Genomic DNA, 12,823 nt, shown 5'->3' on the forward strand with positions numbered 1-12,823 from the left:
AGGTCTTCCGACATGACTTCACCGCACGATTCCAGGCGCCTGGGCGAGTTTCTGGCGCGCCCGTTGGCCACGGCGACAGACATGCTGGCAGCATTGCTGGCGCTGTGGCCAGGCGCCCTCAATGACGATTGCCGTGCACGGCTTGCCGCGCGCGATGACTGGCACCTGACGATCGACAGTCGCAGTGCCGCGCAGGGCTCCCTCTTCATCGCCATCCCCGGCATCGCCAGCGATGGCCGCGACTATATCGCCGCGGCGCTTGAGGGCGGTGCCGAGCTGGTGCTGGCCGAAAGACCCGCAGGCGGGGATGCACGTCTCGCACTGCATTCAGACGATGCCAGAGTCGTCTGGCTCGAGAATCTGGGCGAGCAGCTCGGTGAGCTGGGCCGCCAGGCCTTCAGTGTGCCCGAGTCGCTGACGCTGGTCGGGGTCACGGGTACCAATGGCAAGTCTTCCGTCACCCATTACATCGCCGAGCTGGCCGAAGCGATGGGCACGCCCGCCGGCATGATCGGCACGCTCGGCATCGGGCGTCCCGGCGCGCTGGTCGCGGGCGAGCGCACCACGCCTGATGCCCTGGCCGTGCAGGCGGCGCTCAAGGGCCTGAGCCTGGCCGGTGCCGAGCTGATCGCGATGGAAGTCTCCTCGCATGCGCTCGATCAAGGGCGCGTCAATGGCTGTCGCTTCACCGTCGCGGGCTATACCAATCTTTCGCGGGATCACCTCGACTATCACGGCAGCATGGCGGCCTATGCGGCGGCCAAGGCGAAGCTGTTCAAGCGCCCCGAACTCAAGCTTGCGGTGCTCAATGCCGACGATGCGCTGGCGCGTCTGATGCTGGCCGGCATGCAGCGCGGCGTGCGCGTGCTGGCGATGGGGCGTGATGATGTCGCGACCCTGCGCGTGCTGGATGTCTTCCCCGAGCCGCTGGGGCAGGTTGCCGTGATCGCGACGCCGGATGGCGAGCGCGAGCTGGGCCTCAATCTGATGGGGCGCTTCAATCTCGACAACGCCTTGCTGGCAATGTTGATCCTGCATGGCCTCGATTATTCGTTCGAGGGGCTGTTTGCCGCCGCGCCGCGTCTGACGCCGGTACCGGGCCGCATGCAGCGCCTGAGTCGTGATGGCGCGCCGGTGGTGGTGGTCGACTACGCCCACACGCCGGAGGCCGTCGAGACGGCGCTGACCGCGCTGCGCGCCCACCTGCCGGCGCGGGATGATGCGCGCCTGTGGTGTGTACTCGGCTGTGGCGGCGATCGCGACAGCGGCAAGCGCCCGCTGATGGCCACGGCCGCCGAACAGGGCGCCGACCGTGTCGTGATCACCGATGACAATCCACGTAGCGAGGATGCCGCCGCCATTCGCCAACAGATGATGACCGGCATTCATGCCCGCGAGCGCGTGCTGGATATCGCCGAGCGTGGCGAAGCCATTGCCCAGGTCATCCGCGATGCCGGCGAGCATGATGTCATCCTGATCGCCGGCAAGGGGCACGAGGACTATCAGGAAATCGACGGTCAGCGACTGCCGTTTTCGGATGTGGCCCATGCGGTCGCGGCGCTGGAGCGTCGTGAGCTCTCGATGCTGGAAGGTCAGGAGCGTGACGCATGAGTGCGCCTGAACAGCCCGTTGGTCTGAGCACCTTCGAGGAAGTGGCCGCGGTGCTCGGGGCGCAGTTGCCACAGGCATTGCGCGATCAAGCGCTGGGCGCCATCGAGACGGACACCCGCAAGCTTGGCGAGCAGGTCGCACCGCTGTTCGTGGCGCTGAAGGGTGAGCGCTTCGATGCCCATGACTTCCTCGCCCAGGCTCGTGCCAATGGCGCCGTCGCGGCGCTGGTCGAGCGGGCAGTGGATGATCCGCTGCCGCAGATCGTCGTCGCGGATACCCGCCTGGCCTTCGGGCTGCTGGCGGCGGCGCGTCGCCGTGCCTGGGGGAGGCCGCTGATCGCGGTGACCGGCAACAGCGGCAAGACCAGCGTCAAGGGCCTGGTGCACGCCATCCTGGTGCGGGATGCCGCGCGTTTCGAGGCCGAAAGCCTCGCCAATCACGGCAACCTCAACAACGATTTCGGCCTGCCGATGACGTTGCTGCGCTTGAGCAATGCCCACCAGCACGGCGTGGTCGAGCTGGGCGCCAATCATCTCGGCGAGATCGCCTGGACGACGGCCCTGGCGCGCCCGCAAGTGGCGGTGATCACCAATGTCACCGGCGCCCATGTCGGCGAATTCGGCGGCATGGGGCAGATCGCCCAGGCCAAGGGCGAGATTCTGGCGGGCTTGAGCCCGTTGGGAGGGCGACGTCCGGTCGCGGTGCTCAACCGTGATGACGCCTACTTCTCGCTATGGCAGGCGCTGGCCGCAACCGGCCAGGCGGTCGATGTCATCGACTTCAGTGTTGCGGATGGCGTTGTGGATGGCAGCGTGGATAGCGTTGATCGCCCGGCACGCCTGCAGGCGCGTGAGCTAGGCGCGGATGAACTCGGGCGTTATGCTTTCGCACTGACGTTTGATGGCCGCTCGCTCGGTCGTGTCCAGCTGGCGTTGCTGGGGCGTCACAACGTGGCCAATGCGCTGGCGGCTGCCGCGGCGTGCCTGGCACTGGGCATCGACAGTGATCTGGTGATCGCCGGACTCGAGAGCGCCGAGAGCGTGCCCGGCAGGCTGGGCGTCGTGGCGGGCATCAACGGTTCGCGTCTGCTGGATGACAGCTACAACGCCAACCCCGGCGCCATGCTGGCGGCGCTGGATCTGCTGGCGACACTGCCTGCGCCGCGCTGGTGCCTGATGGGCGCCATGGGCGAACTCGGAGCAGACGCCGAACGTCTGCATGCCGAGGTGGGCGATCACGCCCGCAAGCTGGGCATAGATTTCATTGCCACCTGCGGCGAGGGCGCTCAGGCGACTGCCGAGGCCTTCGGGGTCGGTGGCAAGCACTTTATCGAGCGGGCAGAGCTGGAAGCTTACGCCCGTAACCATCTACCCACCGGGGCCAGTGTTCTGGTCAAGGGGTCTCGCAGCGCTGGCATGGAGAATGTCGTTGCCGCGCTCAAGGTCGACGCATCAAGGTGAATGTGAGTCATGCTGCTGCTGCTTGCTGAGTTTCTGGCCCAATTCAATGGCGCCTTTACGGTTTTCAATTATCTGACCCTGCGCGTGGTATTGGCCACGTTGACGGCACTGTTGCTGTGTCTGTGGCTGGGTCCCTGGGTCATACGCAAGCTCGTCGATGGCCAGATCGGCCAGGCCGTGCGCGACGATGGCCCCAAGTCTCACCTTTCCAAGGCCGGCACTCCGACCATGGGCGGCGTGATGATCCTGCTGTCGATGGCCGTCTCCACCCTGCTGTGGGGCGACCTGACCAACCTGTATGTCTGGGTGGTGCTGGCCGTCACGCTGGGCTTCGGCGCCGTCGGCTGGGTCGATGACTACCGCAAGGTGGTGGAGAAGAATCCGCGTGGCCTGCCGGCGCGCTGGAAGTACTTCTGGCAGTCGGTGGTGGGCATCGGCGCCGCCGTGGTGCTGTATCTGACGGCGAGCACGCCGGCCGAGACGGGCCTGCTGGTGCCGTTCTTCAAGGACGTCGTCATCCCGCTGGGCGTGTTCTACATGGTGCTGACCTACTTCGTGATCGTCGGCAGCTCCAATGCGGTCAACCTGACCGATGGCCTCGATGGTCTGGCGATCATGCCGACCGTGCTGGTCGCCATGGGCCTGGCCATCTTCGCCTACGCCTCGGGCAACCTGAAGTTCGCCGAGTATCTGCACATTCCCTTCATCGCCGGTTCCGGCGAGCTGGCGGTGTTCTGCGCCACCATCGCGGGTGCCGGCCTCGGTTTCCTGTGGTTCAACACCTATCCCGCCCAGGTCTTCATGGGCGATGTGGGCGCGCTGGCACTCGGTGCGGCACTGGGGGTCGTGGCGGTCATCGTGCGTCAGGAAATCGTGCTGTTCATCATGGGCGGCGTCTTCGTGATGGAAACTGTCTCGGTGATCCTGCAGGTCGGCTCCTACAAGCTGACCGGGCGACGCATCTTCCGCATGGCGCCGCTGCATCACCACTTCGAGCTGAAAGGCTGGCCGGAGCCGCGCGTCATCGTGCGCTTCTGGATCATCACCGTCGTGCTGGTGCTGCTTGGCCTGGCCACACTCAAGGTTCGCTGAGGACGCATTCGCGATGACCCTCTCTGTCACCTCTCAAGCACCGGCCTCGCCGGTGCCTGCCAAAGGACCGACCCTGGTGGTCGGTCTTGGTGTCTCCGGACAGGCGATCGCTCGCCATCTGAGTGATCGTGGCATCGACTTTGCCGTCGCCGATACCCGTAGTGCACCGCCGGGCCTCGAGAGCCTGCGCGAGCATGCGCCGCAGGCCGAGGTACATCTCGGCCCGCTGGAAGCGTTGGACCTGTCACGCTTCGGCGAGGTGGTGCTCAGTCCAGGTATTGACCCGCGTCAGGCGGTATTCGATGGGGTTCGCGAGCGACTGGTCGGCGAGATCGCACTCTTCGTGCGCGCGCTGGATGAGCGTCAGGCCCGCGACGCGCAGGGCAAGCGGCCCACGCTGGTCGCGATCACCGGCTCGAACGCCAAGTCCACCGTGACCACGCTGATCGCGCAGATGGCCGCGCGTGCCGGTCGTGACGTGGCGGTCGGCGGCAATCTGGGCACCGCCGCGCTGACCTTGTTGCGTGAGCAGCCTGATGCCGAGCTCTACGTGCTGGAGCTGTCTTCCTTCCAGCTCGAGACCACACCTGAGCTCAAGGCCGATGTCGCCTGCTTCCTGAATCTCTCTGAAGATCACCTCGATCGCCACGATGGCATGCGCGGCTATCAGGCCGCCAAGCGCGGCATCTTCCGCGGCGCAGGCCTTGCGGTCATCAATGCCGATGACGCCTGGAGCTGGCCGGCCGAAGATGATGCGGTGGCGCGAGTCAGCTTCAGTGTGCAGCTCGGTGAGTCAGCTGATGAGTCGACCGATGAGGCTGCCAGGCAGGCGCAATGGTGCCTGGCGGAGCAGGGCGGCACGCTGTTGCTGTGTCACATCGAGTCTGGTCAGCTGCGCAGTGTGATGCCTGCTGCGGACGTGCGACTGGCCGGCCGCCACAACCAGGCCAATGCGCTGGCGGCACTCGCGATGGGCACCGCGATCGGTCTCGACGAGACGGCGATGGTCGCCGAGCTAGCAAGCTTCGCGGGCTTGCCGCATCGCGGCGAGCTGATCGCCGAGGTGGCGGGCGTGCGCTGGATCAATGATTCCAAGGGCACCAATGTCGGGGCGACGCTGGCGGCGATCGCCGGTCTCGGTCCGACGCTCGAGGGCAAGCTGATATTGCTGGCCGGCGGCCAGGGCAAGGGTGCGGATTTCACGCCGCTGGCGGCGCCACTGGCCCGTTACGCCCGTGAGGCGGTGGTGTTCGGACAGGATGCGCCGTTATTGACGCAAGCCCTGGCCGATGACGTCACCGTGACGCCAGTCATGACGCTGTTGGAGGCCATGCGTCATGCTCGACAGATCGCTCAGGCGGGGGACTGCGTACTGCTGTCACCGGCCTGCGCCAGTCTCGATCAGTTCCCCAATTACATGGCGCGCGGCGACGCGTTCCGTGACTGGGTCACGCAGCACATCATGTCCGGTGCTGACTGCAATTCTGGCCCTGGCGGCAGCGACAAGGAAGCCTGCGATGCGTAACAAGGCTCGGCGAGTCCATGACACCCTGACGGCAGAGCGTCAGCCCGTCGACGGCTGGCTGCTGTTCTGCGCGCTGGCGATCCTGTGTATCGGCTGGGTGATGGTGACGTCTGCCTCCAGCGAGATCTCGAGCGAGCGCTTCGATGGCAATGCCTTCTACTACAGCATGCGTCACGGCATCTTCATCGTGATCGGCCTGGTGGCCGCGATCTGTACGCTGCGCGTGCCGATGTCCGCCTGGCAGCAGCGCAGCTTCGCGATGCTGATGCTGGGCTTCGTGCTGCTGGTGGTCGTGTTGGTGGTCGGGCGCGAGATCAACGGCGCCAAGCGCTGGATACCGCTGCCATTGGTCGGCGGGGTGCAGGCCTCCGAGATCGCCAAGCTGTGCCTGATGATCTGGCTGGCCGGCTATCTGGACCGCCGCCTCGACAAGGTGCGCGCCAGCGTCGTCAACGGCCTCATTCTGCCATGCGTCCCCTTGTTGCTGATGATCGTGCTGCTGGCACTCGAGCCTGACTTTGGCTCCATCGTGGTGATGGGCGGCGCCGTGATGGGCATGCTGCTGATGGCGGGCGTCGCCTGGTGGGGCTTCATCGTCTTGCTGGGCCTGGCCGGCGGCGGCGGTTGGCTGTTGGCGATCGCCGAACCCTATCGCTGGGAGCGTCTGACCACCTATACCGACCCGTGGGCCAACATGTATGACAGTGGCTATCAGCTGACCCAGGCGTTGATCGCCTTCGGTCGTGGCCACCTGAGCGGCATGGGGCTGGGCAACAGCGTGCAGAAGCTGTTCTATTTACCCGAAGCGCATACCGATTTCGTGTTCGCCGTGCTGGCCGAGGAACTGGGCTTGATCGGGGCGACGGCCGTGGTGGCGCTGTTCGGACTGCTGATCTACCGCGCCTTCAAGATCGGTCGCCGCGCTGAACTCGCCGGCTTGCCGTTCAGCGCCTACCTCGGCTACGGTATCGCCCTCGTGCTGGGGGCGCAGGCCTTCATCAACATCGGTGTGGCCAGCGGACTGCTGCCCACCAAGGGGCTGACCCTGCCCCTGATGAGTTATGGCGGTTCCAGCCTGATCGTCAGTTGCGTGCAGATCGCGATACTGCTGCGTATCGATGCCGAGACCCGCAAGCTGACCCGCACACCGACAGGAAATGCCGCCGCGCCCCGGCGCAAGGCCAAGAAGCCGACCGAGACACCGCAAGGAGCACAGGCATGACGTCATCTTCTTCTACCATCGCTCCCGAGGGGGCGGTCGACTCGGTAGACACTGTCTCCAAAGGCGTCGTGCTGATGATGGCCGGCGGCACGGGAGGACATGTGATCCCGGCGCTGTCGCTGGCGCGTGCCCTCGCGGCGGCCGGTCACGAGATCCATTGGCTGGGCAGCCCGCGTGGCATCGAGAATCGCCTGGTGCCCGACGCCGGCTACCCGCTGCATCGGGTCGAGGTCGCAGGCCTGCGTGGCAAGGGACTGGCGGGTTATGCGGCGATCCCGTTTCGTCTCGCGCGTGCCGTTCTGCAGGCACGGCGCGTGATCCGTGAACTCAAGCCGGTGCTGGTGGTGGGCCTCGGTGGCTTCGCCAGTGGTCCGGGCGGGCTCGCGGCGCGCCTTGAAGGCATTCCTCTGGTCGTTCATGAGCAGAACGCCATCGCGGGCCTGACCAACAAGGTGCTGGCGCGGATGGCGACGCGTGTCTACGCCGCCTTCCCGGGCGCCTTCCCGCCGGCCCTCGGGGCTCAGGTGGTGGGCAATCCGGTGCGCGATGAGATCGCCGATGTCGGTGCCGCGGAGCGCGTGACCGAGACGGCAGGCGAGGCGCGTGCCTTGCATCTGCTGGTGATGGGCGGCTCGCTGGGCGCTCAGGCACTCAACGAGACGCTCGCGCCGGCGCTGGCTCTGCTGCCGGAAGCCTCGCGCCCCGTGGTGCGCCATCAGGCCGGACGTGACAAGCAGGAGGCGACCCTCGCCGCCTATCAGGCAGCCGGTGTCACGGCTGAGGTCAGCGAGTTCATCGGTGACATGGCCGAGGCCTATGCCTGGGCAGATCTCGTGGTCTGTCGCGCCGGCGCGCTGACCGTGGCAGAGCTGGCCGCGGCAGGTCGTCCTGCGGTGCTGGTGCCGTTCCCCCACGCCGTGGATGACCACCAGACCGTCAATGCCGCGGTATTGGTCAAGGCGGATGCCGCGCGCCTGATTCCCCAGAATACGTTGACTGCCGAGCGCCTCGCCGAGACGCTGGCAGAATTGCTCGACCCCAAGATACTCACTGGCATGGCCGCTCGCGCCCGCAATAGTGCGGAACTCGATGCGGTAGCGACCATGCTGGCAGGCTGCATGGAGACTCGCCTTGAACGCTAGCAATTCTGATCGCGGTGCAGGTATGCGCCGCATCCGTCGTATCCACTTCGTCGGCATCGGCGGTGTGGGCATGTGTGGTATTGCCGAAGTACTGGGCAACATGGGCTATGAGGTCAGCGGCAGTGACCTCAAGGAATCGGCCGTCACGGCGCATCTGCGTGAGTGCGGCGTGCGTGTCGCCATCGGTCATGCGGCCATCAATGCCGAAGGCGCGGATGTGGTCGTGGTCTCGACCGCGGTGGACACCACCAACCCGGAAGTGGCCTGGGCGCGGGAGCATCGCATTCCCGTCGTGCGTCGCGCCGAGATGCTCGCCGAGCTGATGCGCTTCCGCCAGGGCATCGCGATTGCCGGTACCCACGGCAAGACCACCACCACCAGCCTGACCGCGACCCTGCTCGCGGAAGGTGGCATGGACCCGACCTTCGTCATCGGCGGCAAGCTGACCAGCGCGGGCACCAATGCCCGTCTGGGCGAGGGCGAGTATCTGGTCGCCGAGGCAGACGAGTCCGATGCCTCCTTCCTGCATCTGCAGCCGTTGATCTCGGTGGTGACCAACGTCGATGCCGATCACATGGCCACCTATGAGGGCGACTTCAATCGCCTCAAGGACACCTTCATCGAATTCCTGCACAACCTGCCGTTCTACGGTCTGGCGGTGCTGTGTATCGATGATGCCAACGTGCGTGAGCTGTTGCCGCGTGTTCAGCGTCAGTTCGTGACCTACGGCTTCAGCGATGATGCCGATTACCGCATCAGCGATTTCCGCCAGGGTGGCGGTCAGCTCAGCTTCACGGCGCTGCGTCCGGAAGGCCATGCACCGCTCGAGATTACCCTGGCGATGCCGGGTGAGCACAATGCGCTCAACGCCCTGGCGGCGATCGCCATCGCCACCGATGTCGGTGTCAGCGATGAGGCCATCGCCCGCGCACTGGCAAGCTTTGCCGGTGTCGGTCGTCGCTTCCAGGTGCACGGAGAATTCGCGGCACCCGATGGTGAGCAGAGCGTGATGCTGGTGGACGATTATGGCCACCACCCGCGCGAAGTGGAGATGGTGATTCGCGCCGTGCGCGCCGGTTGGCCGCAGCGCCGCCTGGTGATGGCCTACCAGCCGCACCGTTATTCGCGCACCCATGATCTCTATGAAGACTTCGTGCGTGTGCTGTCCGAAGTCGACACGTTGTTGCTGCTGGATGTCTACAGTGCCGGGGAAGCGATGATTCCGGGCGCCGATGGCCGCTCGCTGGCGGGCTCGATCCGTCAGCGCGGTCAGGTGGACCCGCTGTTCGTCGAGCACAAGCGTGCCTTGCCGGACCTGCTCAAGAACGTGCTGCGTCCGGGCGATATCCTGATTACCCAGGGGGCGGGCGATGTCGGTGGCATTGCGCTGGCACTGGCGGGGGCCGACCTCAAGCTTGACGAGGTGACGCTATGACCGTCTCTTCCTCCCCGTCCGGATCGACAGGCGTGAATCCTGAGCTGGCCACGCGCTATGGACGTGTCGTGGTGCTGTTCGGTGGCCTGAGCGCCGAGCGCGAGGTGTCGCTCAAGAGTGGTGCGGCGGTGCTGGCGGCCCTGCAGGGCGCAGGCGTCGATGTGCAGGGCTATGACATGGCGCATGGGCTGGCCGGTCTTGAGGCTTTGCGCCCCGACCGTGTCTTCATCGCCATGCATGGTCGCGGCGGCGAAGATGGCACCTTGCAGGGGGCGCTGGAATTGCTGGGCGTTCCCTACACCGGCAGCGGCGTGCTGGCCTCGGCACTGGGCATGGACAAGCTGCGCACCAAGAAGCTCTGGGATATCGAAGGCTTGCCGACGCCGCGTTCCTGTCGCCTGGCGGCGGACACGGACTGGCAGTCGGTGCTCGAGACGCTCGGGACACCGGTGGTGGTCAAGCCGGTGCATGAGGGCTCGACACTCGGCATCCATATCGTCGAGGACGCCCAGGCGCTCCGGGATGCCTGGACGGATGCCAGCCGCTTCGATGCGGTGGTGATGGCCGAGCGTTTCATCAAGGGGCCGGAATATACGGTGTCGGTATTGGACGGCGAAGTCCTGCCGGCCATTCGTATCGAAGCCGATAGTGGTTTCTACGATTACGATGCCAAATACATCGCCAATACCACGCGCTATCTGCTGCCTTGTGGTCTGAGCGCTGCGCGCGAGGCGGAATTGGCCGATATCTCGCTCAAGGCATTCAACGTGCTGGGCTGCGAGGGTTGGGGTCGTGTCGATGTGATGGAAGATGCGGACGGCGCCTTCTGGCTGCTGGAAGTCAACACCTCGCCGGGCATGACTGATCACAGCCTGGTGCCGCAGTCCGCGGCACATGTCGGGCTCGATTTCGCCACCCTGGTACTGCGTATTCTCGACACGACTCTCGCCGAGCGGGACGCAAACGACGCGTCAGTCGCTCAGCAGAGTGGTCATTGATCGATGGCGGCGCGTAGCACTACCGGCGCAATCTTCGGCCTCGTTCTCGGTCTTGCGCTGCTGGTCGCGGGCGGACAGGCATTGTGGACCTGGCTTGACCGTCCCATTGAGCGAGTCACCATCAAGGGTGACTTCGATCATGTCAGTGCTGCCTACCTTCAGCGTCATATCGCGCCGTTGATTCGTGGCCAGAGCTGGCTCTCCGTCCCATTGGGCGAGGTTCGGCGTCGCGCGTTGGCGATCGATTGGCTGAGTGAAGTCAGCATCTCGCGTCGCTGGCCGGATACACTCGAATTCGAGCTGTTTGAACAGCAGCCGGTGGCCTACTGGAATGATGGCGAATTGCTCAATGTGCGCGGTGATGCCTTCCAGGCGGGCCCGGTCACACAGCTGGGCAATCTGCCCAATCTGGCGGGGCCCAAGGGCAGTGGATCCGAAGTGCTGGCCGAGCTTGACGCGCTGCAGAGCCAGTTGGGCGGGCTGGGGCTAAATGTCTCCCAGTTGCGATTGGAGCCACGCGGCGCCTGGCGCTTTCAGGTCAATGATTCGGTGTGGGTGATGCTGGGTCGCAATGATCGAGAGGCACGTCTGGCGCGTTTCATGGCGGCCTGGCAGCGGCGTCTGGGTGATGAGGCGTCGCAGATCCGCTACATTGATCTGCGTTACCCCAACGGAGTGGCAGTGGCGTGGCATGGGGAGACGACGGCACCCGAAGAAGGCAAGGACAGTTGAGGCAAATGGCGACACTCACTACATGCTTCATTTGCGTGTGAGTATTAGCAAAATGGCGATATCGCCAGTTTCATTTGTCGTCAATCCCGCCTATTCTAGCGGGGATTTGCGCCCCTCGGTATTTTAGGCTGGTATGCCCCAAGTGGCTGCTCCTATACTGGGAAGTCAAATCCCTCTGTACGGGTTAAACGGAACGTAAACCCGTTTTGGGTGGTGCGGCAGACATGTTGTCTGTCAAAGCGCGCAATTATTTTCATGATGAACCAGAATCAAGGAGCTGGCCCGACCTATGGCAGGACATTCCAAATCACAGGATATGGTGGTCGGGCTGGACATCGGAACCTCCAAGGTAGTCGCGATCGTGGGTCAGCCGACCGATGATGGCGGTATCGAAATTGCGGGAATTGGCTCCCACCCTTCACGTGGCATGAAGAAGGGTGTGGTGATCAACATCGAATCGACCGTACAGTCGATTCAGCGCGCAGTGGAGGAGGCTGAGTTGATGGCCGGCTGCGATATCCACTCGGTATATGTGGGCATCGCCGGCAGTCATATCAGTTCGATGAATTCCGATGGTGTCGTGGCGATCAAGGATCGCGAAGTGACGCCGTCTGATATCGAACGCGTGATCGACTCGGCGCGCGCTCGAGCGATTTCTGAAGGTCAGCGCATTCTTCACGTGCTGCCGCAGGAATATGCCATTGACCGTCAGGAAGGTATTCGCGAGCCGTTGGGCATGTCCGGGGTGCGTCTTGAGGCGCGCGTTCACCTGGTCACTGCCGCACTGAATGCCGTGCAGAATATCGAGAAGTGCGTGCGTCGCTGCGGGCTCGAAGTCGACGACATCATTCTCGAGCAGCTTGCCTCGAGTCATGCGGTTCTGACCGAGGATGAGCGTGAATTGGGTGTGTGCATGGTGGATATCGGCGGTGGTACCACGGATATCGCCGTCTTCACCGAAGGTGCCATTCGTCATACGGCTGTGATCCCCATCGCGGGTGATCAGGTCACGAATGACATCGCCATGGCGCTGCGCACACCGACGCAATATGCAGAAGAAATCAAGGTCAAGTATGCCTGTGCTCTGACCCAGCTGGCCTCCAGCGACGAGACGATCAAGGTGCCGAGTGTCGGTGACCGACCGGCACGTGATCTGTCCCGTCAAGCGTTGGCCGAAGTGGTCGAGCCCAGGTATGAGGAACTGTTCACCCTGGTCCGCGATGAATTGCGTCGCAGTGGCTATGAAGATCTCGTGGCTGCGGGCGTGGTTCTGACGGGTGGAACGTCACGCATGGAAGGTGTCGTTGAGCTGGCGGAAGAGATCTTCCACATGCCGGTTCGCATCGCTTGCCCGCAAAATGTGCGTGGACTGGCGGATGTGGTCCGCAATCCGATTTATTCCACGGGTGTGGGTTTGCTACATTATGGGATGAAACAGGAGCGGCACACGCCATCGTCGACGACCGTCGCGGTGCGCAGAGAGGAATCTGCCGCGCGACGCGTTCACGGCCAAGAGCACGACACCTCCACGCTGGAGCGGATCAAGGGCTGGTTCAAGGGAAATTTCTGACAGGGATTACAGAAAGACTGTGATCCAGGAGACAGG

General features: G+C 64.4%; 10 protein-coding genes. All 10 read left to right on the plus strand.

From position 1 onward, the window contains the following. The first annotated feature begins 12 nt into the window (after nucleotides 1–12). Nucleotides 13–1,611, plus strand: coding sequence for a UDP-N-acetylmuramoyl-L-alanyl-D-glutamate--2,6-diaminopimelate ligase (locus QD356_RS00745; protein ID WP_082388133.1), 1,599 nt, complete (start codon nucleotides 13–15; stop codon nucleotides 1,609–1,611). After that, the gene (murF, locus tag QD356_RS00750; protein WP_192838350.1) at nucleotides 1,608–3,071 is read left to right on the plus strand and encodes a UDP-N-acetylmuramoyl-tripeptide--D-alanyl-D-alanine ligase; all 1,464 of its coding nucleotides are present in this window, start codon (nucleotides 1,608–1,610) and stop codon (nucleotides 3,069–3,071) included. Before QD356_RS00745 ends, murF begins: the two co-directional genes overlap by 4 nt. Before the next feature lie 9 nt (nucleotides 3,072–3,080). Then, entirely contained in the window at nucleotides 3,081–4,163 is a 1,083-nt protein-coding gene (gene mraY / locus QD356_RS00755) for a phospho-N-acetylmuramoyl-pentapeptide-transferase (protein WP_043332504.1), read from the plus strand. A gap of 13 nt (nucleotides 4,164–4,176) precedes the next feature. Then, nucleotides 4,177–5,688, plus strand: a complete 1,512-nt coding sequence (gene murD / locus QD356_RS00760) for a UDP-N-acetylmuramoyl-L-alanine--D-glutamate ligase (protein WP_192838351.1) — start codon at nucleotides 4,177–4,179, stop codon at nucleotides 5,686–5,688. Beyond that, nucleotides 5,681–6,910, plus strand: a complete 1,230-nt coding sequence (gene ftsW, locus QD356_RS00765) for a putative lipid II flippase FtsW (RefSeq protein WP_054555086.1) — start codon at nucleotides 5,681–5,683, stop codon at nucleotides 6,908–6,910. Before murD ends, ftsW begins: the two co-directional genes overlap by 8 nt. A 77-nt stretch (nucleotides 6,911–6,987) precedes the next feature. Continuing rightward, nucleotides 6,988–8,052, plus strand: a complete 1,065-nt coding sequence (murG, locus tag QD356_RS00770) for an undecaprenyldiphospho-muramoylpentapeptide beta-N-acetylglucosaminyltransferase (RefSeq protein ID WP_192838510.1) — start codon at nucleotides 6,988–6,990, stop codon at nucleotides 8,050–8,052. Nucleotides 8,053–8,074: 22 nt separating this feature from the next. After that, nucleotides 8,075–9,487, plus strand: coding sequence for a UDP-N-acetylmuramate--L-alanine ligase (gene murC, locus QD356_RS00775; RefSeq protein WP_054555190.1), 1,413 nt, complete (start codon nucleotides 8,075–8,077; stop codon nucleotides 9,485–9,487). Beyond that, nucleotides 9,484–10,485, plus strand: a complete 1,002-nt coding sequence (locus QD356_RS00780; RefSeq protein ID WP_192838352.1) for a D-alanine--D-alanine ligase — start codon at nucleotides 9,484–9,486, stop codon at nucleotides 10,483–10,485. The genes murC and QD356_RS00780 overlap by 4 nt, the downstream gene beginning before the upstream one ends. A 3-nt stretch (nucleotides 10,486–10,488) precedes the next feature. Next, complete coding sequence (locus tag QD356_RS00785) at nucleotides 10,489–11,217, plus strand: cell division protein FtsQ/DivIB (protein WP_043332498.1); 729 nt, start codon at nucleotides 10,489–10,491, stop codon at nucleotides 11,215–11,217. Nucleotides 11,218–11,506: 289 nt separating this feature from the next. Then, complete coding sequence (gene ftsA, locus QD356_RS00790) at nucleotides 11,507–12,787, plus strand: cell division protein FtsA (RefSeq protein WP_043332496.1); 1,281 nt, start codon at nucleotides 11,507–11,509, stop codon at nucleotides 12,785–12,787. Nucleotides 12,788–12,823 lie beyond the last annotated feature (36 nt).

It is taken from the genome of Cobetia sp. 2AS, assembly GCF_029846355.1.
In the GTDB taxonomy this organism is placed as follows: domain Bacteria; phylum Pseudomonadota; class Gammaproteobacteria; order Pseudomonadales; family Halomonadaceae; genus Cobetia; species Cobetia amphilecti.

Coding starts and splice junctions, on each gene's coding strand:
- mraY (WP_043332504.1), top strand. CDS start 3,081: ATGCTGCTGCTGCTTGCTGAGTTTCTGGCCCAATTCAATGGCGCCTTT.
- murD (WP_192838351.1), top strand. CDS start 4,177: ATGACCCTCTCTGTCACCTCTCAAGCACCGGCCTCGCCGGTGCCTGCC.
- murC (WP_054555190.1), top strand. CDS start 8,075: ATGCGCCGCATCCGTCGTATCCACTTCGTCGGCATCGGCGGTGTGGGC.
- QD356_RS00780 (WP_192838352.1), top strand. CDS start 9,484: ATGACCGTCTCTTCCTCCCCGTCCGGATCGACAGGCGTGAATCCTGAG.
- murF (WP_192838350.1), top strand. CDS start 1,608: ATGAGTGCGCCTGAACAGCCCGTTGGTCTGAGCACCTTCGAGGAAGTG.
- murG (WP_192838510.1), top strand. CDS start 6,988: ATGGCCGGCGGCACGGGAGGACATGTGATCCCGGCGCTGTCGCTGGCG.
- QD356_RS00745 (WP_082388133.1), top strand. CDS start 13: ATGACTTCACCGCACGATTCCAGGCGCCTGGGCGAGTTTCTGGCGCGC.
- QD356_RS00785 (WP_043332498.1), top strand. CDS start 10,489: ATGGCGGCGCGTAGCACTACCGGCGCAATCTTCGGCCTCGTTCTCGGT.
- ftsA (WP_043332496.1), top strand. CDS start 11,507: ATGGCAGGACATTCCAAATCACAGGATATGGTGGTCGGGCTGGACATC.
- ftsW (WP_054555086.1), top strand. CDS start 5,681: ATGCGTAACAAGGCTCGGCGAGTCCATGACACCCTGACGGCAGAGCGT.